The organism is Agrilactobacillus fermenti, from assembly GCF_047943045.1.
GTDB lineage: Bacteria > Bacillota > Bacilli > Lactobacillales > Lactobacillaceae > Agrilactobacillus > Agrilactobacillus fermenti.
In genome coordinates this window covers 2,391,094-2,417,410 of the sequence record NZ_CP181347.1, presented here as the reverse complement: position 1 = coordinate 2,417,410, position 26,317 = coordinate 2,391,094, and the positions used below count along the sequence as shown (strand labels likewise).

Sequence of the window (26,317 nt, the reverse complement as noted above, 5' to 3'; positions counted from 1 at the left end):
GGTTTGAATAAGGGAGAGATCAAAGATGGCTGAAGAACGAACACAAATTGATGCTGAAAAGTTTGCGTTACATTTTTTAGATAGTCTGAATATGAATGATGTGCCAGAACACGGGGCCATCGCGACCAAAGCTAAAGAGGCTTTAGCGGCATATTTATCAGCTTATTATTTGGCGGAGCAATTTAACCATACGGAAGATCAATTTTTTAGTGACTTAAAAGACGGCAAAATCAAATCTAATTTCCAAGAGATTTTGAGCCAATTAAATCAATACTAGAAGGATAGAGAGGTAGACACATGTCAACATTGATTACTGGAATCCTGCTAGCAATTACGTTCATCATTTTCGTCGTTTATGCGATGAAGGGTGGCAATTTGACTGTTGGATTCTTCGTAATGGCGGTGACTTGGACCATTATTGGTTTAGTGCCACCGACCAAAGCAATCAAAGAGATTTTTACAGAACCCGTTTTGAACTATGGTAAAACGGCGGCTTATATTATATTTGGCTCCTGGTTCGGCCGTGTCTTAGTGGATACCGGTATCGCTGGCAGTATTAGCCGACGGACGGAAAAAGTTGGCCGAAAGAGCCCTGTTATTGCAACGATTCTGATCGCCCTAGTAACAGCATTAATTTTTACCAGTTCCTATGGGGTCGGTTCAGCAATCGCCGTTGGGGTGATCTTGTTTCCAATTATGTTTTCCATGGGCGTCCCTAAAAACGTTGCCGTTAGCGTTTTTACAATGTCTATTGGGGCAGCGATGTATGTCAATAACGTTTTATTCGTTCAGTTCCAAGTGTTTTTCCCTGGCGTTAAGTGGGGTGCCCACTACCAACGCTTTGGTTTCGCAGCCATGGCTGTCCAAATGGTTATCGTGATTTTATTCATCTTAGCCCATGCTAAAAAAATCAAAAATGGTCGGCCGGTTATTGTTACGAGTGAGGAAGAGCAGAAGGAGGCGCCCAAGGAAGTTTCCGTTTGGACTTATTTCCTACCCGTTTTACCTGTTGCCTTAAGTATTTTCCTCAAATGGGATTCGATTCCAGCGTTATTGATCGCAATTATTTTGGCTTTCTTATTAACGGGGCAGATGCGGCATTATAAGAACTTTGTCATGATGATGAATGATACCGCTAAGACAGCGATCAGTGATATTGCCGGTTTGTTGATCATGTTATTCGTTTTGACTATGTTCCAACAAGCTGCTGTACACGCGATGTCTAGCTTTGCACCGATCTTTAAGACGATCATTCCAGATAGTAAAGTATTGTTAGTGATCATCATTGCCATCTTAGCACCATTAGCTTACTTCAGAGGACCATTAATGCTTTACGGTGCTGGTGCCGCAACCGCTGCCATCTTTATTGGCACCGGGATGTTTAATCCATACTTCCTATACGGATTACTTGTGGTACCATCAATGATGGGGGTTTCAGCAGATATTACCCAATCTTGGAATCTATGGTCGGTTCAATATGCCAAATTAGATACCAAGACGTTCCTACTCACCGGGCTCGGTTGGGCCTGGGCGGCGACGATCATCAACGAGATTTTAGCTTTAATATTACTTTAATCAATAAATTGGAGGTTACGACATGAGTGAATTTTTAACAATTGGTGAACCGATTTCATTATTTGCTTCAGAAGATACGGACAAGTCCTTAAAGGATGCAGTGAACTGGCATAAGTTCCTAGCCGGTGCTGAAGTCAATGTCGCTGTGGGTGTCTCAAGGTTGGGTCATTCCGCCCAATATATTACACGCTTAGGGGAAGACCCCTTTGGTGATTTTATCCGGGATCAATTAAACGAAAATAATATCGGGACAGATTATATTGACAGCACGCCAGATTATTGGACGGCTTTTCAATTGAAAGACAAAGTCAGCAAGGGCGATCCTAGCATCTTTTATTTCCGTAAGGGTTCAGCAGCAGCACACTTTGACAAAAACATGCTAGATAAGATCGACTTTTCTGATGTGAAGTTTGCCCACTTATCCGGGATCTTCCCAGCCATTTCTGATCAAGCTTTAGATGCGTTTAATCACTTTGTGGCTCTCTTACAGGCGCATCACATTCGGACGACTTTTGATCCTAATTTACGGCCACAATTATGGTCTAGCCAAGAAAAAATGATCCAAACGATCAATGGCTTGGCGGCACAGGCTGAAATTATTTTGCCAGGAATCAATGAAGGTGAAATTTTGATGGGCAGCCGTGATCCTGAAAAGATTGCTGATTTCTACCTGCAAAATGGCGAATTGACGCAAACAGTCGTGGTTAAATTAGGTCCAGAAGGCGCCTTTGTCAAGAATAAAGCTGGCGATAGCTACACCGTTAATGGATTCAAAGTAGATGAAGTCGTAGATACGGTTGGTGCTGGTGATGGCTTTGCTTTAGGCGTGGTTACAGCCTTAATGGAAGGCAAGTCAATGAAAGACGCCGTAATTCGTGGTAATGCGGTCGGTGCCTTTGCAGTCCAAGCGCCTGGGGACAATGATGGTTACCCAACACCAGAACAACTACAAGCATTTCTAGATAAGAATTTATAAGGGGTATCAAATAGATATGAAATTACAAACTGCCATTGACCGCCTGACTTTAGAAGAGGCTGTGGCTAAAGCACGTTTGTTAGATGGTCAGACAGATATTATCGAAATGGGCACGTCATTGGTCAAAGATTATGGCAACGAAGCCATTCGCCAATTCCGACAAGCCGTGCAAAAGTCTACGTTACTTGTCGATGAAAAGACGATCGATGAAGGTGCCTATGAATTCCGGCAAGGCTTCGAAAATGGTGCCGATATTTTGACGGTAATGGGGGCGGCTTCAAAGGCAACTTTAGCTACCTGTTATGAAGTGGCCCAGACGTATCATAAGACAATGATGATCGATTTGATGGAAGTTAGTGCTGAAAAGTTACAGCAGATTGCTGACTTTGATGATGCCATCTATTGCTTACACCACTCAACTGATCGCAAAGATGTCATGAATCCTAGCGATACAGTTGCTGAATTCCATCAACAATTGCCGCATATTAAACGGCTAGCAATTGCTGGCGGCATCGATTTAGCAGGTGCTAAAGCTTTAGCAGAACAGGGCTTGACGGAAATTGTGATCGTCGGGTCAAAAATCATGAAAGCAGCCGATATTACCGCAGCTGTTCAAAGTTTTAAGGAGGTCCTATAATAATGACAGTAATTCCCCAAATTATGACTGAAATCAATGAAGTGATGAAGCTTGTTGATGAAACCCAATTAGAAAAAGCGATGCCTTATTTAACTAAGGATAAACGCATTTTCGTGATTGGTGCAGGCCGGAGTGGTTTTCAAGCAAAGGGCTTTGCCATGCGTTTGATGCATATTGGCTACACCGATTATGTGATGGGTGAAACGATCACGCCATCGATTCAAAAAGGTGATACTTGGGTCGCTATTTCTGGATCAGGCACAACTAAAGGTATTGTCGCCGATACTGAAGCTGCCAAAAAGCTTGGCTTGAATATCGTTGCCTTTACCAGTGCACCAGAATCACCATTAGCCCAGTTGGCCGATCAAGTTGTGATCGTACCAGGTGCAACCAAAACCGGTGCTGGCGTGAAATCCATGCAATTGTTGTCAACATTATTTGACCAAACCGTGCATATCACATTAGATGCCTTGACACTAATGTTGAGTCGGCGTGATCATACAAGCAATGAAGATGCCTTGCATGAACATGTGAATGTAGAATAATAACTTGAAGATAGTGCAATAAGGGCATTGCCTTTTGAAACACGTTTAAATCAAAGATAGGCATAATTAATAGGCACCTGAGACAGAATTAATATTTTGTTTCAGGTGCCTATTTGGTTAGTGTCTTTAGACCTAGTTGAGTACCATAAGGTACGAAACAGTAAAGCCACCCGCTATGCGGGTGGGTGTTTCAATTGCTATGCAAAAAAGCCCTCTTTTCAGATAGAATATTGGAATGTTCAGGCCAATCAATCTATTTGAAAGAGGAAAACAAATGGCGAATCAATACAACAGTTTGGCACATACCAAATGGTTGTGTAAATACCATATCGTGTTTACACCAAAGTATAGAAGAAAAGTGATTTACAATCAATATCGACGGGACCTTCAAGATATTATCAGGCTTTTGTGCTCTTATAAAGGTGTAAGAATTATTGAGGGACATATGATGCCAGATCATGTGCACCTATTACTTAGTATCCCACCCAAAATAAGTGTCTCAAGTTTTATGGGTTACTTAAAAGGTAAAAGTGCCTTGATGATGTTTGATAAACATGCAAATCTGAAATATAAATTTGGAAACCGTCATTTTTGGTCAGAAGGCTATTATGTGACAACGGTGGGCATCAGTGAAGCAACAATTAGGAAATATATCAGAGAACAGGAAAAACATGATATTGCCGTTGATAAATTAAGTGTTCGGGAATATGAAGACCCTTTTAAGGGTAGTAAGTAGTACAAGCACCCCTTAAGGGTGAGCAAAAGTGGCAAGGACAAATTGGCTTGAACTAAAAAGCCAGCGTCTTTAGGCGCTGGTCGGTAATAGAGGCTTATAGCCTCAGAGCAAACCACCCGTTTGACGGGTGGTTTTGATTTGAGTCTATTTGAATCTGTTAATAAAATTGGCCCCATAACACAAGCTGAATTAAAAGTGCCATATTTGTGTTAAACGTCGTATTAAGCACTTTTTGGAGCATAACTATGGTCATTTATGCAATAAAAAAAGCAGGCTTTTTAGAGACCCACTGGTTCTTAATGACTATGCCAAACATAGATCTGTAGTAAAGCAAAAATTGTGGTGAAAGTGTTAAAAGAAATATGAAGCAGCATGCTGCTTTTTAGGTCATTCATTTTCCGATTTAAAGTTGATGCCACTAAGCTAAGTAAAAGTGTAAATGTCGTTGAGACAACGTTATCTGAGTGAAAAAAGGCAAAAACTGACGCCGTGAGCAGGATCGCGATAACCTTTGGCAAGTAAGTCTCAAAGAAGTTTTGAAGGATGCCACGGAAAAAAATTTCTTCGATGATTGGAGAGGATAGATTGACTGTTACGATCGTTAATGGCGTTAAAGGCCCCCGTAAAAGTTGATAGATCTTATCGCTGACGCCATTATTTTTATCAAGATTGGCAAAAATATTATCCATTAAAATTTGTAAGCATAGTAGGCCAATTGCTAAGACAATGGCGTAGACCAGTTGTTTAGAAAAGCGAGGAAACTTTAGCGTTAAGTTACCACGGTAAAAGCGACGATAGATCCAAGTATAACTGATAAAAGTAACGATAAATAAAATGAAAAAAGTCAGCCAATGTATTGGCATATTGACGTTGTGTTGGGTTTCGTGTTGCCAAAAGTCATCTGCATATGCAGGAATACCTACCAATAGCAATAAGATGAATAGACCGCCCAGATGCATGATAAATTCAGTTATTTTAGTCATAATGGCTCCTTTGTAATGAACTAAAAACGCCCAGCAACAAGAAAATAGTTTCTATTGGCTAGGCGTTTGAAGTTTTTAAATGTGATACAGGCTACTTTAATAGCCGTAACGAATATTTGCTAGGTCAGTTAACTTTTTGAGGGTCGCAGATTGGGTTGCCGATAAAGCGAGACTGTCTTTTTGAGTCGCTTTAGAAAGGGCAATATTCATACGGCTGAGGATAAAAGGTATCGAAGTACTCTGCTGCCTTAGTTCCGTTTTATATTTTATTAGCACTTGCCGTAACGCGGGTTGTTCATTTGTTTCGGTTAGTAAAGTGTCGGTCAATTGAATTGCTTGGTTACTCCGATCGTTGCCACCGGCATACCATTTCACTTGTTTCATAAGCATTAAATCTCCTTTATTGTGCCATGGCCTGATTCTAACATTAGCTGAATGAAAAATGTGCCGATTGTTTTTAACGTGCTATATATTGCATTAGCGTTGTTTGTTAAACTAGTTTGTAAACCATGTGATCGAAGACATTAAACCTCTGTACCAATTAGCTTTCTTTTGGAGGTCATTAGATAAATCGAGCATGGCTTTTGGTGCTTGGAACTGGTGTTTTAATAGATAAGTACTGATTGAATGCTCTAGTTTGGTTGCAACTAAGTTATCAGCTGCCCCCTTTTGCAATTGTGATTGTGCATTAGTTAGAAGTACCTTCAATTCAGAATTTTGTGAAACCTCGTTGTTTGATAATGCTTTATTTATGAGGGTACTAAGTGACTTTTTTGACATATGATTAGACGCTTCCTTACAGGGTGGTTTCTATTAGCTACGCTTAGATGACGGCATTAAAGCGCCCTTTGCTTAGAATGAAATTGCTATATTTCAATCATAATCAAGTTTTCTACAAGTAGACCAATGCTAAACGTCAATATTAGCAAGGCTAACCTTGATTTATCTTTATAATAATAAAAGCCGTGCATACAGTCATTTTAGACTAATATAAAGGAATAGTGATAAAAATGAGTTGATCAAACAGCAAATGGTCTATTTAGTAAAACCAGATCATGCTTGTCTTTTAATAATGCACGACAAAATAGAAGATAGATTGTGATAAAGACTAATGAGATACTAACACCCATAAGGATAGATGTATTGTAAACTGGTGGTTCAGGCGCACCATTTGCGGCGGCAATACCGGCAAAATCTATAAGAAAATGGAGCAATATACTTGAAATCAATGATCCAGTTTTGAGATACAATGTTGCGAAAAGTAAGCCCACACCGAATGCTTGAATAATCTGAAACAAAGTACTTGATAAAGACTGTATTTGGAGATTACTTAGATGGGAGAGGGCGAAAATAAGACTACTTAAAGTTAATGCCAACCAAATATGCTTATGATCACCACGCTTCACAATGCGTAGTAGATAGCCAAAAATAATACCGCGGAACAAAAATTCTTCGGAAATTGCGGTGCAACCGCCTACGACCACGCTCTCCAGTAAGCGGTTAGGATGATGCATGACAGGTAATGAGAAGTAGATGATTAATAACACAATTAAAAAGATGCGTTTACCTGTAAGATTTTTTAGGAATCCTGAAACTTGTTGCCGATCAAAAGCCCAAAAAGTAGCTTGCTTAGTTAAAAAGTGGTTCACTAGCCAGATACTCACGATGCATCCGATATCGTATAGGCTGACGGCTAGCAATATAGGGATGTGCCAATAATCTATTGTTTGATCTATCGTTTTAAGTACGAAAGTGTGCATGACTAGTGTTCCTAATAACTGGAGTATGACTAGCAGCATAATTAGAGGGACAAATGGTTTTAAGCTGTGTATTAGTTTTTGTTTCATGGATTTTCTCCTTAGCTCTGAGGTCAGTGTGTTTAGATTCAATATATAGTGTCATAACAATATTTAGCTGAATTTAAGGCTAGTTATTAATATCCAATGGTCTATTTAATAAAGTCAGATCATGCTTGTCTTTTAATAATGCGCGGCAGAGTAGAAAAAAGATTGTGATAACGATAATTGAAACAACGGTGGAAACAAGAATAGATGAATTATAAGCTGTCGATTCAGAGGCAGCGTCTGCAGCAAGACTATTAAAATCTATGAGAAAATGGAGTAACATACTTGAAATCAATGACCCAGTTTTGAGGTACAAAGCCGCAAGTAATAGGCCTACACCGAATGCCTGAAGGACTTGAAATAGTGTATCCAATAAAGGTTGAACTTGGGCATTACCTAGGTGGGCGAAAGCAAAAACAAGGCTACTTAAAATTATTGCCAGCCAGATACTTTGATTCTTGCTTGGTTTTATGACACGTAAGAGATAACCTAAAACAATGCCGCGAAATAAAAACTCTTCAACTATCGCAGTACAGCCGCCGTCAACTAGGCCTTCAAGTAATTGGTTAGGATGACGCATGATAGACAATAAGAAGTAGATGATTAACAACAAAATTAAAAAAATACGTTTACCTGTGAGACTTTTAAAGAACCCTGCAACTTGTTGCCGATCAAAGGTCCAAAAGGTGGCTTGCTTAGTTAAAAAGTGGTTTGCCAGCCAGATGGTTATCATACAACCAGAATCATACAAGCTAGTCACAAGTAGCGGTGGTATATGTAGTTGATTTATTAACTTGGGTGCAAAAGTATATGTGGCTAAAGTACCTAATAATTCTAAGATAAGTAATAATGCCATTAGAGGGACAAATGATTTTAAGCTGTGGATTAGTTTTTGTTTCAAATGATTTCTCCTTAGCTCTGATGGATCAAAGAAAAAGTATTAATTTGGGTAACAAGATATCAAAGATTTAATTAGTTGGTGTGATTCCAGCCATTTGACCGCCCATTTTTAGACAAAGTTACTTGAGATTCTAAAGTAGGATTATTCGTAAATTTTCCTTCTTTCAAAATTATTGTGATTCGCTATCACAGTTAGTATTTTAGACCGTGTATGGATATGTAATTTAAAATGTATTGAATACCCCGTATTTTGTTTTTTTCGTAGCAAAATAAAATCTATACAACGTTAAATACAAAATACGAGGTGTTAAACACAGTTAATTTTTGGAACTAGTACTTGAACATTAAAGAAAGTTAGAAAGCTAAATTAAAGAAAAATCTATTGCTGTTGACAAGTGCTATTTAAAGTTTTTACGCTTGAACTATTAAATTAAAAAAAACAATCATCGGAGAATACTTCATATCTCATAATCAATTAATCTAGAGGTGTTTCTTTGTGGTAAAGGATCCTAACGAATTACGCAATGTGCTAAAAAAATTTCGATCTCATTCAGATATTCCATTAAAAGAGCGGACAATTGTTGCTAATGGGATAGCGGGCTTCTTCATCACTTCGATCAGATGTCAAACGGTGTGGGTTTGATATTTGATCGAAGTGATGAAATAATCGCCCATCGGAATATCGAAAAAAATCTCTCAAATCGTGTCCAAGATATTGACTCAAATCCATATATTTTTGATAATACCATCTGTAGAAAAATTAAGTGATTGTAAAAGTTACAATTTTAATACTGCTTATATTATACCCATCATTAATCACAAATGCATAAATGGTATTGAGCGTCGCTATATTGTATTAAGCGTGTTGTGGTGCAAAACTTTCTACGTTCATTACAATTCCTTTACCTGAGGTTGAAACTCCATAGACTTAAAATTGATTAACAAAGATAGTAGTGAAAGCCAGTTTTTTTACGGGCTCGAAGCCACAATGAGTGAACGGTATTTTTATAATTGGTCAAAAAAGATCCGTTGACCGAAGTAAGAATATACTTCATCAACAGATCTAATTGTAATATGTTTAATCTACACGTTAGTAGTTTTCTCCCACGCAATTATCGTCTGGGTATTTGTTCCGTATAACTATAAAATTGTGATTTGTCTGAAAAATCTGCCATGTATAACCCGTTTAGCCCAGCACGTTGACCAATGGCACCAAGATCAATCATTGACTTTTCTTCAGCTGGTGGAAAATGGAGTTTACCTTTGCTAGAAACAATACGAATATAATTTACAAGTCGATTAACGAGCGCTTCAGGATTTTTAGCGGTATCAATTTTTCGATATACCTGGGCTAAAACATCTGTGATATCAAGTATTTCGGACGTTTGAGGTGCCCACTTTGACATAGCCTTTAACAAATGACCTATATCCATTTTGGCTTTTTGCACCGTATCATCACGATTTGATTTCATTGAAATACATCTCATTTCTTAAAAATTATCTTATTCATGATTCTATAGGTAAACCTAACACAATCTACTCAATCGCACGAAAAAAGTTTTTTTCGTGCATAATTATGTAATAAACGTTGGATTTGAGTCAATATCTTGGACACGATTTGAGAGATTTTTTTCGATATTCCGACAGGCAATCATTTCATCACTTCAATCAAATATCAAACTCAGACCGTTTGACATCTGATCGAAGTAATGAAGAAGCCCTTTATGGAATATGCGTCAAAAAATAATGGTTACTTATGCTTGCTTAGCTAAGTTCTCCATTTGTTCTGGAGTTAAATAATCGATACTGATGTGGATTCGATTGCGATTATAAAAACCTTCAATATATTGGAAAATAGCCCAATGGGCTACTTCAAAATCTTCGTATAACTTTGCAGGATAGGCTTCCTCTTTTTTGATTGAGGCGTGAAATGATTCAATACCGGCGTTGTCATAAGGGCAGCCCTTTCGGCTGAAAGAATGCTGAATATTTAGTTCTTGTAATCTGGATTCATAGGCAGCACTAGTGTACTGAGCGCCAAGTATCTGAGTGGAATGATCAAATCCTTGGTCGGCACATTATTCAATAAGCATGTTCAAGTGTGTCAAGAACAAGTTTTACGGTCATTTGTTTGCCATATTTCCACCCAATGATCTTTTTAGTGTGGAGGTCTTGGATCGTAGATAAATAAGTCCAACCGTCTTTTCGAGTGTGAATATAAGTGATATCGGTTGCCCATTTTGATTGATAGTCGTTGTTGTAAAGTCCTGGTTCAATAAATTTTTTCGGCCTTCGGTTATTGGCTTTGAAAATCGACTCGGTTGATACTTCTTAACAGTGATGGACCGTAGGCCCAACGTTTTCATGAGTTTTTAAACTCGCTTCAAGGAAATATGCTCACCTCGACTGATCAGAAGGTAATGGATCTTCGGGGTGCCATAAATACCCTTATTCTCAAAATAGATCCCTGAGATCAATCGACAAAGACGTTCATTTTCAACTTGGCGTTTAGAAGGCCGCTTCTCAAGTCATTGGTAATAACTAGACCTTGGCACTGATAGAGCAGCACACATTTGTTTGATATCATGATTTTTTACATTTGATTGGATATATTCGAAGACGATAGTTGATTCTACTTTTGAGCGAATATGGTCAAGGCTTTTTTTAAGATGGCATTTTCCTCCTTTATACGAGCCATCTCTTTCTTCATAGCTAAAATTTCTGCTTCGGATACCCCGTTTTTTCTTTTTTGGTCATTTTGGACAAGTTCTATTCTTAGTAGTTAGATTCTATCAAAACGTGTCCATGAAATCGTTTTTAACACCAAATGCTCTTTCATTAAGGATAGCCACTAAGTCTATATGGAGAGTATTAACTTAGGCCCAAAATGTCGATATTAAAAATAATAATGTAATTAGCGTCAGGATATTTGTTTTATTCGTTGAAATTTATATTTATGAAACGTTCATTACGGATTAATAAACGAAAAAAACTTTTATCTTTGAGAATCAATTACTATGGTATTCTAAAACACGTAGAAAAGAAAGCATAGGAAAACAATGATTCTTAAAATTCTAAGGCCTTAGAGGAGAACAACCAGAACTATTTGCTTTCTCATCTATATTAAATTTTATAAAAATAGAAGAGGTATAATAATATGAAAAAAAGCATGAATAATGAAAAACTACTTACTAAAAAGGAATTGCTTTCTATTACTGGAGGCAAATACTATGGTAATGGTGTAAGTTGTAATTCTCATAAATGCACTGTAAACTGGGGACAGTCTTGGACCTGTGGTGTTAATCGCTTTGCTAATTTTGGACATGGTAATTGTTAATTCAAAAATTAAAGGGATATATTTTTCATATTTTAATAAGTTCGAATGGCATTACGTATATATTAAAATATTAATAAAAACGTTATCTAATATGTTGTGTTGATTTTTCGAGTGATGAAGGGGTTAATTACATTAAAAAGAGACTATTAATTTTACTTAGTGCTTTGTGTGTTGCATTTTTTGTAAAATCATCTACAGTTAAAGCGCAAACTATTTCTCAATATAGTGGCTCTGCGCAAACTCAGACAGTAATCGATAATGGAGTTACAGAGGACAATTATGATAAAAATATCCAAGGAGTCACGCCAATCTCTTTAACACAATATTTGCAGAAGATTTCTGATGGAGATAAATTCATAGCTTATATTGGATTTAAAGAGTGTCCGCATTGTCGTAAGTTTTCACCTGTACTAAATAAATTTATACAGGAAGCCAATCAGCCTGTATATTATCTTGATTATGGACCAACAGGGACTTTCACGACAGCTACGAAAAATATGCTGGACAATTTTTACAGCAGCTTTAACCAGCCATTTGAATTTGCTGGAACACCTACAGTTGCTCTTTATAACAAAGGAAAACTATTATCGATGACCGTTGGTGATGATACAACATTAGATGATTTACAGCATATATTACAGGATAGCAGATATAATTAAATATCTAAGCGATATATTAAAAGACGTATATGACATATAGGTTTTTGGCACTAATGAGATAGCTCATTGGTGCCTGTTTTTATGATTTAAGTGCGAAATCAAAGGAATCTGGTAAATTAAAAACCGATGGATATATCAGACAATGGCTTTCATAGGTCTATTGAATACAATATTTTTGATAACTATTCTTTCCGACTTAGATCTTTGAGTAAATAACGTTAAAAACAAAATTAACTACGTTAAAAACTTGTAGTTACTTTAAATAATAAATTTGTAGTAATATTAAAGTGTTGTTTAGATACGTGAGATAACGTTGATTGGTTTATTTAATTAGGAGGAGAACTATGAAAACACAATATAAGAATAATCAAGGTACTAAGAAATTAAGTACTATTAGTCAGTTCGAAACATTAAATACAAGTAAATTGGGTCAAATATCTGGAGGAAGAGGATTTTCGGCTTTTGCTGGGGGCTATACTAATACAGTTGGGAAAAAGTTATCTCAATTTTTCCATAATTTATTTTAGAGATGTACGAGGGTTTTGTCTGGGATGTTTGTGTTGTGCTTGCTGTATTATTACCTGCAGATCAAGTTTTTGGGCGTTTAAAAGTTAAATCTATTTCTTTTAACTTTATGATTGCAGTAACACTTGCAATTTTGAGCTATTTCCTAAGAGATACAGGAATATTGATTGCAATTTTAATAAAAATTTTGATCCAGAAAATTAAATACAAAGTACCCTTGGTTTCGGATCAAAGCATTGCACTGTTAGCCGTAGCAATCGTAGTATTTCCTGTTGGTAATATGATTATCAAGAGTGTTTCCCTATTAAAAATATTACTATCTGAACAGTCACCACTTTTAAATTGGTTAGCGCCTATAATATTATCGATTTTAGTGGGTATATCTATGTGGATGATTTATCACTATGCAATAAGGATAAATGAATTAATTCACTTCTTAAATCAAGATAGGAAGATTCTTCAGGCAATCACCACTTTTTTAATGGCGCTTTTCTTGCTTGAATTGGGTATATCGTTAGTTGCAGTACAACTCAATCTAGAGGGGATTTTCCAATCTTTAATTATTTTCAGTTTTACAGTTTTCATTATTGCAACATTTGTCATGATGTGGTATTTCGTTGCTAGTTATCGGCGGTCAACAGATGCTAAGGCTAAGCTAAGGGAGTTTCAGCAACAACAAGATTATTTGAAAAAAGTTGAAGAGAATTATGAAGCCCTGCGTCAAGCACGGCATGATTATCAAAATCAGCTGTTGTCGGTTCAAAGCTACTTACAAGGCAGCCACAGCAAGGACGGGGAAGCTTACGTCCAACAATTGCTTAATGAGACCAACGCCAGTACCCACTTGGATCAACGGATCTTTGCTGACTTGTCTAAGATTCAAGTCCCCAGTATTCGTGGGTTATTGTTTGCTAAATTAAAGCAAATGGTTCAGGCCAAAATTCAGGTGACTTTTGAAGTAGAGCAGCCGATTACCGCGACGCCCCAGACAATCGTGGATGTAGTGCGGATCATCGGTATCTTAATAGATAACGCGATTGAAGCTGTTCAAGCACAAAAGGATGGTGAACTCCATTTGGCTTTAGTTTCATATACGCCTACGTCCTATGAATTTAATATTGAAAATACGATCACTGATCCTGAATTAGATATCGATCATTTATTTGAACGTGGCTATTCTTCTAAAGCAACACACAGTGGCCTAGGCTTAGCGACGGTGCAGCAATTGACGGCAGCGTCAGATGAATTGTTATTCGAGGTCAGTAAGCATGACCGCTATGTGCGGTTTAGTTTGTTGATCACCACCGCCGAGAAAGGAGTGACACATGCTTGAAGTATTGATATTGGAAGATAACGACCTGCAGCGGCAAGCGTACCGTCAAATTATTCAGCAACGCATCGAAATCAATGACACGCCGAAAGCCTATGACATGGAAATTGCTGTCTGTACCCCTGAACCCAAGGATATCTTGAACTATTTGAATGAACACCCCAATGCTCGGGTATTCGCTTTATTAGATATTCAAATCGATCATAGTGACTTAAACGGCATTAATGTGGCTGAAAAAATTCGGGCCCAGCAGCCCTTTGCAGCCATTGCATTTATTACCACTCATGATGAAATGCTGAAACTGACCTTGTCCCGAAAAGTGGAGCCGCTGGACTTTATTTATAAAGAAGAGGGTGCAGAAAACGCGGATCAGCTCATTCGTGAAGATGTGGATACAGCTTATGAGCGGTACCAAAAAGATACACGGAATTCAGAAGTTATGTTTAGCTATGAGGTAGCGAGGGATCGGTTTCGTGAATTAAAGTTCAGTGATTTGTATTATGTTGAGTCCTTGAAGGATGCCCCCCGTAAATTGTTATTGCGGGGACGTGATGTGCGTGCAGAGTTCAGAGGTGAATTACGGCAGGTTGAAAGGGATAATCCCAATCTGATTCGCTGTGATCGGAGTATTTTGATCAATCCACAAAATGTGGTCATTTTTGATTTTGGGCAACGCGTACTTTATTTTGATAGGCAGCGCAAGGTTAGCTGTAAAGTTAGTGCCCGTAAAGTAGCAATGTTGCGGCGCTACTTAAAGGGCATAGCTGAGGTCAAGCAGGAGGTGTAGCGAAAAATGAGGTATTTTAAGAATCGGCGAGATTATGTCCCTCAAGTAGACGAACGGGATTGCGGTGTGGCCGCGCTAGCTATGATCTTACGTCATTTTGATTCGCAATATTCCTTGGCACACCTGCGTGATCTAGCGAAAACGGATATGGCTGGGACCACAGCTCTAGGAATCGTTGAAGCCGCGGAAACATTAGATTTAGAGACGAAACCGATCCGTGCGGACGCTACCTTATTTGACGTGCCTGATTTGCCTTTTCCATTTATCGCCCATGTCTTGAAACAAGGCAAGCTATTACATTATTATGTGGTTTTTGGGCAACGAGGGGACAAATTATTGATTGGCGACCCGGACCCTACCGTAGGCTTACATAAAATGGCCAAGGCGGACTTTTTAAAAGAGTGGTCTGGGGTGGCTATTTTTTTTGCCCCGAAACCTGGTTATCAAAGTGCCCAAGAGTCTAAGAATTCGCTATTTAGCTACGTTCCGATGATGTTCAAACAACATCATTTGATTACGAATATTATTGTGGCGTCGATTTTAGTTACCCTGATCAGTATCCTCGGTTCTTATTATTTACAGGGAATCATTGATACTTTCATACCGAGCCAGATGGTCAATACGCTAGGTATCATTTCCGTGGGTTTATTATGTACTTACATATTGCAGCAGGTTTTAACATTTGGTCAAAACTACTTATTAGCTGTTCTAGGACAGCGACTTTCGATTGATGTGATTCTCGCTTATATTCGGCATATTTTCGAACTACCCATGTCATTTTTTGCGACTCGGCGGACGGGGGAGATCATTTCTCGGTTTACAGATGCTAATAAAATCATTGATGCCTTAGCAAGCACAATTATTTCTATGTTCTTAGATGTTTGGATCGCGTTGATTTTAGCCATTGTGCTGGCAGTGCAGAGCATGCAGCTGTTCTGGATCACCTTGATTGCGATTCCACTATATATCGTGGTGATCTATGCTTTCGTCAAGCCCTTTGAGAAGTACAATCAAGATACCATGCAAAGTAATGCCATGTTGAGTTCTTCGATCATCGAAGATATCAATGGCATTGAGACCGTCAAGTCTTTGAATGCTGAAGATAATAGTTACCAAAAAGTGGATCGAGAATTTGTAGCTTATTTACGCAAGTCATTTACCTATCAAAAACTGGACCTCTTACAACAGGCGCTGAAAGCAGGGATTCAACTAGTAGTCAATACCTTGGTCCTTTGGTTGGGTGCTAATTTAGTCATGCAAAACAAATTGAGTTTAGGCCAGCTGATCACTTATAATGCTTTACTGTCGTATTTCACCAATCCCATTCAAAACATCATCAACTTGCAGACAAAGTTACAAATGGCCCGGGTGGCAAATAATCGATTGAATGAAGTGTATCTAGTCGAGTCTGAATTTAAGCAGGCGCGGCCGATCAAAGACGTAGCTAAACTCAAAGGTGCGCTTGAATTTGCCAAGGTTGACTTCAAGTATGGCTTTGGGCGCAATACGTTGACAGCGATCAACTTGAAAATTGAGGCCAATAGCAAACTGGCGATTGTGGGGATGAGTGGTTCAGGAAAGACGACCTTAGTCAAACTGCTGGTGGGTTTCTTTGAACCAACGGCTGGTCAGATTCTAGTAAACGGCCATCAGACCACGGATATCGATAAGCATACGTTACGGTAATATGTGAACTATGTGCCGCAAGAACCCTATGTCTTTAATGGCACTGTTTTAGAAAACTTAACTTTAGGCAGCCGACCCGATGTGACCACCGAAGACATTATGGCTGCGTGTGCTTTTGCGGAGATTCAAGCAGATATTGAAGCTTTGCCCTTAGGCTACAAGACAGAATTATCCGAAAACGGCGCCACTTTATCCGGTGGTCAGAAACAACGCTTGACCATTGCCCGCGCCCTATTAACCAGTGCTCAAGTTCTGATATTTGATGAATCCACTAGTAATTTGGACGCGATCACAGAACAAAAAATCGTGCAGAAATTATTGGCGTTAAAGGATAAGACCGTGATTTTTATCGCCCATCGCTTAAATATCGCTAAATTGGCGAACAACATTGTGGTTTTGGATCATGGCAAACCGGTAGAAAAAGGTACACATCAGTCATTATTAGATCAAGCAGGTTATTATGCCGATTTGGTCAACCAATAGGAGGGGTTAGGTATGAATCATGATCTAAGATTTTTGGAGAGTACTGAGTTTTATCAGCGCCGCTACCAGAATTTTTCAACGCTGATTATATTACCGGTTGCCCTCCTGTGTTTGGGCCTACTCCTATTTTCTTTCTTTGGTAAGCGGGAAGTGACCGTCAAATCCGTGGGACAAATCGAGCCCCAAGCCACCCCGGTGACCATTCAAGGCACAGCTAGCAGTCGAATTTTGGTCAATCACCTCCGAGAAAATAAAGTCGTTCATCAAGGTGACCCCTTATTGGTCTACCAAGATGTGACCGATAAAGGCCAAGCGACATTGCTTAAGCAACAAATTGATGAGACACAGCAGCGCATACAGGGCTTAGATCAATTCAAGACGGGGGTTCAGCAGAACAAAACGACTTTTACCCAGGCGGACGCTTTCGGTTATTCTGATCAACTCGCTAATTACTTAGCACAACGGGCGATTTATCAATCAGAGGCCAGTTTGGCGGATAAGACCCAACAAGATAATAACCATAAGTCAGATAAAGTAGCCCAGTTATTAGCCAATAATTTGACGACTTTAAAGGCGCAATTACAAGACTATCAAGCGTTACGCGATAGCATTGATCAGAATAAAAACGTGCTGGGTAAAAATTCAAATCTGACTTATCTCTGGAATAGTTTCCAAGCTAAAAGTAAAGCTCTCTCGGGGGATGACTTAGCCCAGTTAAAAGAGAGCTATTTAGCCAATGCCAATAATCAGGTCAGCCAAATCCAGTCTAGTATCGATAGCATCCAAGTCCAGCAAGCCCAATTAGCTGCCCCACAAACGGCAGGCATTACGGATGCCCAGGCGCAGCAAAAGCTAACGGCATTGCAAAATCAACAACTGGCCAGTGTGGCTAAAGAACAAGCACAGCTTAAAACCCAACAAACACAGCTTAAAGACAAGCTGACTGTTTTGACCAAAAATCGTCAAAACTATACAGTTCGTGCTAAAAAGACTGGGATTCTGCACGTGGATGCGCGCAATATCGGGAAACAATATTTGGGTGCTGGGACGGCTTTAGCCCAGATCTATCCATTGATTGAAGCCCAGACTAAATTAAAAGTAGTGACGATGATCCCAGCTGATCAAATCGTTGGGTTAAAACAAGGTCAGAAATTACGGCTGCGTATCGCCCAGAAGGTTCCACGGCCGCTAGTCTTGAATGGAACGGTGACTAAGATTGATGTCGCCCCGACCACGACAAACAAAGGCAATTACTTTCAAGTCACGGCACGCATTGATCCATCACTAGCCCAACGGCGTAATCTGCGCTACGGTCTGAATGGGACTGCTAGTGTAATTACCGGCGAGAAGACGTTTTTTAATTACTATAAGGATAAGGTCCTGGGGCAGAAGAGTTAAAAACACCAAGCGGTAAGCATGGGATAAAGGACGTTGCCTTTTGACATACGTTTGAGCCAAAATTGTTCGTAAGCAACGCTCATCACGAAATAGTCACGAAAAAAACAAGGTGACCTTTTTTGGTACAGAACAAGTACAATAATGGGCACAAAGAACTTTGAATAGTTTTGCATGATTAGGTGAGGTGCGCTAACTTGATAATGAAATACTTGAATGCAGGTTTCATCGCTGGTATCGGCATTTTAGGGATCATTGGTTTTGTGGGTTCAATTATAAAGTTGGACAGCAAACGTTCAGCGGAGAAAATCTTTGCTGGCAATATGGTATGTTTATTCTTGGGCTTGCTGCTGACTTTGTGGCAGTTATCTTACTTTACTGTGTTCATTGCTACCTCAAGTGCCTTTAGTATGTACTTGTAGTGGCGAAAGCTGTATCGAAAGGTACACGTTTAAGCAATGAATATTCGTAATTGACAGGTGGCTGAAAACAAAATGTTAGTTTTGTCTCAACCACATTTAGGAGGGCCTGGTAATGATAAAAAATATTTTGATTACCCTACTTATTATGTTTTCAGTCTGGTTCATGGCAACGTTGGCAGTAACGCTTTTACAGATTATCTGGGCGCTCTTGCCATTTACCAAGATGAAGTCAAAGTCGTTTATTGACCGATTTTTAGATAATAGTGCTTGGGTGCCTAATTTATTTTTATATATTTTACCGTGAGCCTTGCCAGTGCTCGGCCGCTGAGCGCTTTTTGTCAGCTATTTCTTAAACGTGCTCCAAAAAGCAACGGCCTCACCTAACTGTGAATAGCTCAAATGGAAAAACCACCATTTGTCGCAATTCTTGTTAGTGCTCGGTCGCTGAACGCTTTTTGTCGCACTCTGATATAAGGGGTAATCAACATGCGTAGTGTCAGATCATTCAAGAAAAATGCCATGCTCATTATGTCTTTTGCGACGTTTTGGTTGGCTAGTGGGACAATTATGTCTGTATTATTTACACAGTGGCTTTCATTTCCAGGAAGCGTTTTTCTGCGGATTGGGGTGCCAATAGGGTTACTTGGTTATCTTTTGGTAATTTATTTTAAGCGTAAGATACGGGATCTAAAATGGCTGATTTACATCGTTTCTGTCTTGCTGGTACTTGTCATTGTCTTTTTGTTGGCGAGTAATAATTTAAGTGAATTGTAAAGTGAGCTAAAAAATGATTATAGTTAAGTAAGCGCCTAGTTGTAGAAAATCAATTCTATGGTTAGATGCTTTTTTACCTAAATAGATGTGGAAATGTTATTCTTAAGCTGTAAGGAATAAGACTTATTTTTTCGGAGGCTAGCTATGTGGCAATTATTCAAATTTGAACAAAAGCGATTATTCCAGCAGCCACGCATTTGGATTCTTAGCGGCATTTTCGTGATTGCCTGTTTGATTATTGGCTTCGGGTTCAAGCAAACCAATGACGGAGAACGGGTGGATACGAATTATCAATTACAGAACACATTAAATCTGATTCAGGGGAGTCAAAATCAGTCACATTCGCAATTACAGCAAGATTTAAGCCAGCGCTATCGGGCTATAACACAGGCAAAACAATCTGACCGGCAATTATTGAAGTACCAACAACAGGATTTACAGCGGTATTTCACCACGGGAAGCTATGTCACCGATGTCGGTGGTAATGAACTGTTACCGCAACAGAGTTTAGACCAATATGTGTTACACCGGCAACAGCTGGTGAATTACTTGGTTAAACAAAAAATGGCTTATCACAGTGTCCGCTATGGGGCGAATTCAGTGATGTTGCTGATCAGTATGTTGCCTATTTTGACCAGTGTGCTGGGTATTATTGTGTTGCTGTTGATTTTTGCTTTACCCCAGTTGCAGGCGTTAACGACGGAAAAATTAGGCTGGCTAGATACATTACCGATTCAGCGTCGCGCGAGTTTTAATGCGCAATTATTAGTTTTTGCCAGCAATACGTTAGGTTTTATCATGATTTTGAGTATTGTTTTATACCTTTATGGCGGGATATTAGGCGGCTTTACGACTTTGAATTATCCTATTTTGACCTATTGGGCAGGAACCACGCAATTAAAGCCAGCAATTCAAGTGATCGGTCTAAGCTTACTTTTATTTTGGATCAACCTATTATTGGTTTATTTGTTGCTGCGACTTGTCATTGCTTTAATCAAACCCATTCGGCAGCGGCTGTCCTTGGCGTTTGTTGTTTGCGGCTTAATGCTAGGTGGTCTATTAATCCTGGCCCAAACGCCCAATATTGTTAGTCGTACCATGGGCGCATTTTTACCGAGCTCGTATCTACAAAGTAGTCAGGTATTGTTTGCGAATAGTTATCAGGCCCAATCTTGGTTAAATGGCAATACGGTCTTTTTCACATTGGGGGCGACCAACTTTTTCTCAATACCATATGAAAATGTGAATTATTTCTTGAATCAAACGGTGGCTCGATTGCAGCAAAATCCGCATATAACGATTGAATTGGGGTTAGTTGTCAATACCATCGCGGCTGGGCTCAGTTATCTAGCCGCAAATAAACTTTATCGACAACGGCTGAATTGAGGTGGGGACATGCGGAAAATTAAACTTGCTTTACTGTGCTTAATTTTAGTAGGGCTGACTTTAGGGTTAACTTGCGGGCCGGCACAATTGACCCAAGCAGCACTCGGAGATGCGGCAGCAACGCCTTGGTCCAGTGCTCAAAGCCAGTCGTCCAGTGGTCAAGTTGTTGTTGATCATGCGAGAATCAAACTACTTCGACCCAAAAGTGGCATTGTACAGTCGGGAACAACACAAGGTTACCAACTGCAGTTAAAACCGGGTCAGCAAACCCGTTTAGTATTTACCATTGCTCAAGCAGCAGTTTCAAGTAATACTGATGATATGCCAGATGAAACATACGTGCAATTAAGCACACGCAGCGTGACCACAACGCCCAATTTAGCAGTCAGTGATCAAAAGGATGCTTATTATCAAAATAATAGAAAGCAGCCAAACTTTGACATGTTTTTTCCTAAAGATGCCCAGAATCTTGAGGTTACGGCTGAACCCCAGCAGGTCGAGCTACCAGTACGGGTACCGCGAAATGTTAAGACCGGTACTTTCACGGGAAATTTGATTTTTCATTTCAGAGATATGCATGAAATGGGCGTGCTGACTTCAAATGGTCGCGATCAACGGATACCAGTGACAATTATGATTAATAGCGGTCAGCCTCAAAAACTGAAACCACTGCAATTTAAACGGGCTTTGACGGACACACATAATTATAATGATGGCTTTTTACAAGCGACTAATGTGCATGGGTTACGGCTAATTGCCATGAATCCGAATCCAATCGCAATTTCTAAGCCCAAACTGCATTATCGTTTTTATCAGCGGGGGAAGTTGGTGGCACAATCTATCCAAACTGGAGATGCGCTGGCAGCCAATGAAACTTTTAGTTTGGTGCCGTTAGTACCATATTTAAGTCCAGGCAGCTATCGGTTGCGGATCGATACTCAATGCCTCAGTGGCCAGCTGGGGACGCAGCAGCTTACTGTTAAAATACCAACCGGTGATAAATTGGGTCAGTCGACGGCATCAAGCATGAATGTGACTCAGAACTGGGCAACGATACTCGGTAGTAGTCTAGTCGGACTAGGATTGATCAGCGGTGGGTATTTAGTGATTTGGCGTAAGAAGATAGGCGAGTGATAATATGACGATTTTAGATTTACAACAAGTGACGAAAAGATTTGGCACCCATCAGGTTTTGCAAGCAATTGATCTACAAATTCAGACACCCAAAATATTGGCCTTGGTCGCGCCCAATGGTTCAGGGAAATCAACATTGCTCAATATTATTACAAATTTATTGAAACCTGATAGTGGCTCGGTCAAAGTATTTGATCACAGCAACACAGATGCGGCGATTTTTAAGCAAATGACTTACTTGCAGGATAATCGAGTGTTGTTCAATGATTTATCTGGTGCAGCTCATGTACGACTGGTCCAAGATGTCTATGGTCTACCCCAATCGGAAGTGGACCAATTGTTGGCACGGTTAGATATGACGGCCTATATACACAAGAAAGTTGCGGCCTATTCCTTAGGGATGAAACAACATTTACTATTCTTGCTGGCGATTTTGCCCAAGCCCAAATTATTACTCTTAGACGAGCCGCTCAACGGGCTAGATCCAGTGGCAGTTCGGACAGTTCAACAGATTTTACAGGAACTTTATCAGCAAGGGACAACGATCCTTTTTTCATCGCATAATTTGGCTCAAATTGATCAATTAACGGACCAAGTGATTTTCTTACACGGGGGCCAGTTAGTGGCTGCCAGTACATTACGGCAAGACAAGCAACATTATGATCTGGTCTTTACCGATGTTCACCCAGTCCAGCAATATTTGGCAGCACAAGACTTAGCGGCAAGTTTGAAACAGCCACATAAATTAAGCGTTGATCTATCAGCTAGTCAGCACCAGCAACTTGTCACTTGGACCAAAGCCAATGGTATTGAGATATTAGATGAAGAACACACCACGGAAACAACAGATGAGTTGTATTTCCACGTATTTGGAGAAGATGCTCATGAGACGCTTTGAATGGACGCGCTATCTTAAAAATGGTCGTTGGCTGCTCTTGGTGTTTGTCTTATTAGGTCTGATTTTTGGCTTTTATTTATCTGCACAACAGCATGATAAGCAGGCCAAGCAGCAAGAGATCAGTCAATTGATTTCTTGGCAGACGCAGTTGCGTAATCAAGCGCGGTTACTGCAGAAGCAAAAGCAACTAAGTCTTAGTGAACAAACAAACTCGGAAAATTTATTGCAACACCTGGACACCTTAGTTACAAATCTCAGTTCCGCAAATCCAGATGAACAAGGTCTCACCCAGCAGTATTTAGTCTTTTGGCAGAGTTATCAAAGCTTGACGCGGCATAATAAAAAGCTCCGTATAGCCGGTCTCTCGGCGGCAACAGTCGCGGCTTCTGTGCGCAAATACCACTTATTAGCCCAGAAAAATGCGCCTTGTTTGGACTTTAGTCTGGCGACAACTATGAATGGCTTTAGCAATTATTTCTTTAGTAACTACGGGGCCTTGTTATTTTTGATCTTGGGCATTTTTGCGATTTTTGATTTGATCACACGTGATTTTGAACGGGATAATATTCGCTTCTTATATACTTTACCAATTTCACGGCAGCGCTTCTTTCGCATCAAACAACAGCTGCAAGTGAGGGTATTATTAGGTCTATTGTTGGTTTTATGCCTAGGTCTGATTGGCTTTCCAGCTGTTATGGGCCAGCCATTAGTTATGTTTGGGTACCCACTCGGGGAGACGCGCTTGTTTGGCCAGACACTGTCGGTGACTTTGGGGCTGAACTTAGTTAGCCTGTTGCTTCTTTTGATTCTATGGATATGCGTACTCAACCAGCTGGTGACTTGGTTGGCCTTACGATTCAAACAAAGCAGTATCGTCTTTGGCGGCGTTATTTTTGCAGTACCTTTGATGAGCAGTTTATTTATTGGCACTGGTACATTCCAGCAGTTCTTTCCTTGGGCTAGTCTTGCCAACCGGCACTTAATAGCGCTGTCTGGCTATGAGCCGCTTTGGGGTATGCAGCAACTGGTGATTTTATTAACCTTGCTTATGGTCATTGTTGGATTGCGCTGGCGCACGCACTTAGTAATCAAGAAAGCTTGAAGGTGGCATTGAGGTAAGGAGGGGCTGCAATGAAACGAATTGCGAATCTTTTCATGGTCGCGGCACTGGCAGTTATCTTTGAATTGCTAGGGCAGTCATTAAGCTATGCCGATAGCGATGACGATCAGAGTCAGCCTTGGACCAGCTTTAGTGATCAAATTGCCGGGGAAGAGACACCGCCGGCCATTAGTGGACTGACAGTCAAACCAATCGGTCCCCAAACGAGTATCTTAAATGATGGCTACCAATTACAGCTAAATTCAGGGCAAGACAGGCAACTACAATTTTCTGTACGCCAAGAGCTGGCTGAAAGTGACTATTCTAATTTTGAGTTCGGTGGAGCTAATGCAATTCAAATTAGTGTTAGAGGTGAAACGACCCTGCCCAATTTGTCTATGGATGATCGAAAAACGACTTTGTTGCAGAATAAACAGGCACAACCAAATTTTACGTCATTCTTTCCTCAAAAAACGCGATTAATAACCGCATCTGAACGGCCTAAAATTGTTCGTTTGCGCGTCAAAGTGCCCAAGACGCAAGTATCAGGCACCTTTACGGGAAATATCATCATCACTTCCAAAAATGCCAAGAAAATTGGCGTTTTGAGTGAAGCCGATTTGTCACAAAAAATTCCTGTAACCATGATTATCAATCATGGGCAACCCAAGCACCTTAACCCCATCCGAATCCAGCACGTTTTGACACCCAACTTTCATTATGATGACGGCTTTTTGCAGGCGACCAATGTTCATGGCTTACGTTTTGTGGCCACAAACCATAATCCGATCAACATTCAAACCCCACAGTTTCGTTATACTTTTTATCAGTCAGGTAAAGTTAAGGCACAAACAACTCAAGCAGGTCAGGCAATAGCAGCTAATGAAACTTTTAGGTTTGTGCCACAATTGCCTTATCTGAAGCCAGGGCACTACCGCTTAAAAGTTGAAGCAGCGAGTGCTCAAGGTAAGTTGGGTCAACAGTATTTGTCGGTGCATATCCCGGCACCTGCGCAAGCGATACCTAAGCATATGCCACCAACGCCGCGGCAGCAGCTATTCACGTTCATTGGGTTAAGTTTTATTGGCGTTGGGATAGTTGCCATGGGATATTTATTAAAGGTCAAACAAAAACTAGGTACTTGAAAAGTGAAATAGATCAAATTAAAACACAGCCAGAGCAAATTTTGACTGTGCTTTTAGTCTGTCCTTAAGATGCTAAACACAATATAGCGACGTTTAAAATTATATAAACTACTATCTCAATGAGCATCTATAATAAGAAGTGTGTTGTATTAGGGACAATTAAGGGGGATTATATATGATAAAGTTGAATAGATATTTTTATAAGGATATCAGTTTTTATGTTTCGTTAATATTGTTTTTACTGGTTCTGAATGCACTTCTTAGACATAACTTGATCAGTACCATATTATTGGTTATTGTCGCAGCAATGCAATTGGTCTATGCCTCAGTCCAGATTAAGCGGCCTAATGATCACCAATCGTGAAAAAAGTAATCATTGAAATCTCTGACTAACTTAAAAACCCCCTGAATTTAACTTCAGAGGGTTTAAAACTCACTATTTTATAATTACACGAAACTGACTGTTAATGTTTTGCCTAGTGCATGAGCAATGGCCTGTAACTTCTCAAATGAGACATTATCACCACGTTCAATTTTGGCAATGGTAGCTTGAGTTGTATGGGCGCGTTCAGCTAATTCTGCTTGCGTCAAACCAGCATTCTCTCGAGCGTGATAAAGTGCCACAGCCGTTGCTAGTTTTTCGCCTGCCTCTTTATAGGTTTGATCAAATTCAGGATCTTGACGTTTTTCCGCAATTAGATCATCTATTTTCATTATCGAACCATTCCTTTCTAAGTGTTTTGCCGTGTTGGATTTGACTAAGTGGCGTTTTGTTCTGCTTTTTTGTAAAACCATGTGTAATGATATATCGTGTACCGTCAACATGGAAATAAAGTGCACGTTGAATATTTGAACTGACTTTACTTCGTAATTCGTACAGGTTAGTATCTAATTTTTTTATCCACTGTAATCGCTGGGCAACTAATAAATCATTTTCCTCAGTTTCATGAATTACGCGCAATAATTTAGCACTATCCTTGGTAGGTATTTTTGATAGCCACTCCACGAATTCATCATGACCATTGGGTCGCCGATAGCTTTCAAAAGTTACTTTTTTCATA

Annotated in this window: 30 protein-coding genes and 1 pseudogene; 21 read left to right on the top strand and 10 right to left on the bottom strand. The window is 39.7% G+C overall.

Annotated elements, in window-relative coordinates; all coding sequences use genetic code 11:
- The first annotated feature begins 25 nt into the window (after positions 1-25).
- From ACNAN0_RS12015 to tnpA, 6 genes are all read left to right on the top strand, one after another.
- Entirely contained in the window at positions 26-277 is a 252-nt protein-coding gene (locus tag ACNAN0_RS12015) for a hypothetical protein (protein ID WP_416353414.1), read from the top strand.
- 20 nt (positions 278-297) lie between these two features.
- Complete coding sequence (locus tag ACNAN0_RS12010) at positions 298-1,575, top strand: gluconate:proton symporter (protein WP_230914685.1); 1,278 nt, start codon at positions 298-300, stop codon at positions 1,573-1,575.
- A gap of 22 nt (positions 1,576-1,597) precedes the next feature.
- Complete coding sequence (locus ACNAN0_RS12005; protein WP_230914684.1) at positions 1,598-2,551, top strand: sugar kinase; 954 nt, start codon at positions 1,598-1,600, stop codon at positions 2,549-2,551.
- Positions 2,552-2,567: 16 nt separating this feature from the next.
- Complete coding sequence (locus tag ACNAN0_RS12000) at positions 2,568-3,188, top strand: orotidine 5'-phosphate decarboxylase / HUMPS family protein (protein ID WP_230914683.1); 621 nt, start codon at positions 2,568-2,570, stop codon at positions 3,186-3,188.
- A 2-nt stretch (positions 3,189-3,190) separates the two neighbouring features.
- Positions 3,191-3,733 carry a 6-phospho-3-hexuloisomerase gene (gene hxlB, locus ACNAN0_RS11995; RefSeq protein WP_230914682.1) on the top strand — a complete coding sequence of 181 codons (543 nt, stop codon included), beginning with the start codon at positions 3,191-3,193 and terminating at the stop codon, positions 3,731-3,733.
- 274 nt (positions 3,734-4,007) lie between these two features.
- Positions 4,008-4,469 carry an IS200/IS605 family transposase gene (tnpA, locus tag ACNAN0_RS11990; RefSeq protein ID WP_416353413.1) on the top strand — a complete coding sequence of 154 codons (462 nt, stop codon included), beginning with the start codon at positions 4,008-4,010 and terminating at the stop codon, positions 4,467-4,469.
- A gap of 296 nt (positions 4,470-4,765) precedes the next feature.
- On the opposite strand, the gene ACNAN0_RS11985 is transcribed toward tnpA, so the two are convergent.
- The 8 genes from ACNAN0_RS11985 to ACNAN0_RS11950 form a co-directional block, all read right to left on the bottom strand.
- Entirely contained in the window at positions 4,766-5,452 is a 687-nt protein-coding gene (locus ACNAN0_RS11985) for a lysostaphin resistance A-like protein (protein WP_416353412.1), read from the bottom strand.
- Between the two features lie 96 nt (positions 5,453-5,548).
- Positions 5,549-5,836, bottom strand: coding sequence for a bacteriocin immunity protein (locus ACNAN0_RS11980; RefSeq protein WP_416353411.1), 288 nt, complete (start codon positions 5,834-5,836; stop codon positions 5,549-5,551).
- 111 nt (positions 5,837-5,947) lie between these two features.
- On the bottom strand, positions 5,948-6,232 hold the full coding sequence (locus ACNAN0_RS11975; protein ID WP_416353410.1) for a bacteriocin immunity protein: 285 nt from the start codon (positions 6,230-6,232) through the stop codon (positions 5,948-5,950).
- Between the two features lie 239 nt (positions 6,233-6,471).
- Positions 6,472-7,299, bottom strand: coding sequence for a lysostaphin resistance A-like protein (locus tag ACNAN0_RS11970; RefSeq protein ID WP_416353409.1), 828 nt, complete (start codon positions 7,297-7,299; stop codon positions 6,472-6,474).
- A 79-nt stretch (positions 7,300-7,378) separates the two neighbouring features.
- Positions 7,379-8,152 carry a lysostaphin resistance A-like protein gene (locus ACNAN0_RS11965; protein ID WP_416353408.1) on the bottom strand — a complete coding sequence of 258 codons (774 nt, stop codon included), beginning with the start codon at positions 8,150-8,152 and terminating at the stop codon, positions 7,379-7,381.
- Positions 8,153-9,308: 1,156 nt separating this feature from the next.
- The gene (locus tag ACNAN0_RS11960) at positions 9,309-9,668 is read right to left on the bottom strand and encodes a bacteriocin immunity protein (RefSeq protein WP_416353407.1); all 360 of its coding nucleotides are present in this window, start codon (positions 9,666-9,668) and stop codon (positions 9,309-9,311) included.
- Between the two features lie 282 nt (positions 9,669-9,950).
- On the bottom strand, positions 9,951-10,184 hold the full coding sequence (locus ACNAN0_RS11955) for an IS3 family transposase (RefSeq protein WP_416354201.1): 234 nt from the start codon (positions 10,182-10,184) through the stop codon (positions 9,951-9,953).
- A gap of 94 nt (positions 10,185-10,278) precedes the next feature.
- Positions 10,279-10,473 (bottom strand): DDE-type integrase/transposase/recombinase, encoded by a 195-nt coding sequence (locus ACNAN0_RS11950; RefSeq protein ID WP_416354200.1) that lies wholly within the window; start codon positions 10,471-10,473, stop codon positions 10,279-10,281.
- 892 nt (positions 10,474-11,365) lie between these two features.
- Here ACNAN0_RS11950 and ACNAN0_RS11945 point away from each other — a divergent pair.
- The 15 genes and pseudogenes from ACNAN0_RS11945 (at position 11,366) to ACNAN0_RS11875 (ending at position 25,256) form a co-directional block, all read left to right on the top strand.
- Positions 11,366-11,533, top strand: a complete 168-nt coding sequence (locus ACNAN0_RS11945) for a leucocin A/sakacin P family class II bacteriocin (RefSeq protein ID WP_416354199.1) — start codon at positions 11,366-11,368, stop codon at positions 11,531-11,533.
- A 164-nt stretch (positions 11,534-11,697) separates the two neighbouring features.
- On the top strand, positions 11,698-12,192 hold the full coding sequence (locus tag ACNAN0_RS11940) for a PedC/BrcD family bacteriocin maturation disulfide isomerase (protein ID WP_416353406.1): 495 nt from the start codon (positions 11,698-11,700) through the stop codon (positions 12,190-12,192).
- Positions 12,193-12,536: 344 nt separating this feature from the next.
- Positions 12,537-12,719 carry a ComC/BlpC family leader-containing pheromone/bacteriocin gene (locus tag ACNAN0_RS11935; protein ID WP_416353405.1) on the top strand — a complete coding sequence of 61 codons (183 nt, stop codon included), beginning with the start codon at positions 12,537-12,539 and terminating at the stop codon, positions 12,717-12,719.
- 35 nt (positions 12,720-12,754) lie between these two features.
- Positions 12,755-14,050 (top strand): sensor histidine kinase, encoded by a 1,296-nt coding sequence (locus ACNAN0_RS11930; RefSeq protein ID WP_416353404.1) that lies wholly within the window; start codon positions 12,755-12,757, stop codon positions 14,048-14,050.
- Positions 14,043-14,834 (top strand): DNA-binding response regulator, encoded by a 792-nt coding sequence (locus ACNAN0_RS11925; protein WP_416353403.1) that lies wholly within the window; start codon positions 14,043-14,045, stop codon positions 14,832-14,834. Before ACNAN0_RS11930 ends, ACNAN0_RS11925 begins: the two co-directional genes overlap by 8 nt.
- A 6-nt stretch (positions 14,835-14,840) precedes the next feature.
- Positions 14,841-17,003: pseudogene (locus tag ACNAN0_RS11920) on the top strand (peptide cleavage/export ABC transporter).
- A 12-nt stretch (positions 17,004-17,015) separates the two neighbouring features.
- The gene (locus tag ACNAN0_RS11915; protein WP_416353402.1) at positions 17,016-18,401 is read left to right on the top strand and encodes a bacteriocin secretion accessory protein; all 1,386 of its coding nucleotides are present in this window, start codon (positions 17,016-17,018) and stop codon (positions 18,399-18,401) included.
- A 200-nt stretch (positions 18,402-18,601) separates the two neighbouring features.
- Complete coding sequence (locus tag ACNAN0_RS11910; protein ID WP_416353401.1) at positions 18,602-18,820, top strand: hypothetical protein; 219 nt, start codon at positions 18,602-18,604, stop codon at positions 18,818-18,820.
- 112 nt (positions 18,821-18,932) lie between these two features.
- Positions 18,933-19,124 carry a hypothetical protein gene (locus tag ACNAN0_RS11905; protein WP_416353400.1) on the top strand — a complete coding sequence of 64 codons (192 nt, stop codon included), beginning with the start codon at positions 18,933-18,935 and terminating at the stop codon, positions 19,122-19,124.
- A 182-nt stretch (positions 19,125-19,306) separates the two neighbouring features.
- Entirely contained in the window at positions 19,307-19,594 is a 288-nt protein-coding gene (locus ACNAN0_RS11900) for a hypothetical protein (RefSeq protein ID WP_230912983.1), read from the top strand.
- A 144-nt stretch (positions 19,595-19,738) separates the two neighbouring features.
- Complete coding sequence (locus ACNAN0_RS11895) at positions 19,739-20,980, top strand: hypothetical protein (RefSeq protein ID WP_416353399.1); 1,242 nt, start codon at positions 19,739-19,741, stop codon at positions 20,978-20,980.
- A gap of 9 nt (positions 20,981-20,989) precedes the next feature.
- On the top strand, positions 20,990-22,114 hold the full coding sequence (locus ACNAN0_RS11890) for a hypothetical protein (RefSeq protein ID WP_416353398.1): 1,125 nt from the start codon (positions 20,990-20,992) through the stop codon (positions 22,112-22,114).
- A gap of 4 nt (positions 22,115-22,118) precedes the next feature.
- Positions 22,119-23,012: an ABC transporter ATP-binding protein gene (locus tag ACNAN0_RS11885; protein ID WP_416353397.1), complete on the top strand. Its 894-nt coding sequence runs from the start codon at positions 22,119-22,121 to the stop codon at positions 23,010-23,012.
- Positions 22,999-24,114: an ABC transporter permease subunit gene (locus ACNAN0_RS11880; RefSeq protein WP_416353396.1), complete on the top strand. Its 1,116-nt coding sequence runs from the start codon at positions 22,999-23,001 to the stop codon at positions 24,112-24,114. The genes ACNAN0_RS11885 and ACNAN0_RS11880 overlap by 14 nt, the downstream gene beginning before the upstream one ends.
- A gap of 29 nt (positions 24,115-24,143) precedes the next feature.
- Entirely contained in the window at positions 24,144-25,256 is a 1,113-nt protein-coding gene (locus tag ACNAN0_RS11875) for a hypothetical protein (protein WP_416353395.1), read from the top strand.
- 447 nt (positions 25,257-25,703) lie between these two features.
- Here ACNAN0_RS11875 and ACNAN0_RS11870 read toward each other — a convergent pair whose 3' ends face one another.
- Both ACNAN0_RS11870 and ACNAN0_RS11865 read right to left on the bottom strand, forming a co-directional pair.
- Entirely contained in the window at positions 25,704-25,970 is a 267-nt protein-coding gene (locus ACNAN0_RS11870) for a helix-turn-helix domain-containing protein (protein ID WP_416353394.1), read from the bottom strand.
- Positions 25,957-26,316, bottom strand: coding sequence for a type II toxin-antitoxin system RelE/ParE family toxin (locus tag ACNAN0_RS11865; RefSeq protein ID WP_416353393.1), 360 nt, complete (start codon positions 26,314-26,316; stop codon positions 25,957-25,959). Before ACNAN0_RS11865 ends, ACNAN0_RS11870 begins: the two co-directional genes overlap by 14 nt.
- Between the last annotated feature and the right edge of the window lies 1 nt (position 26,317).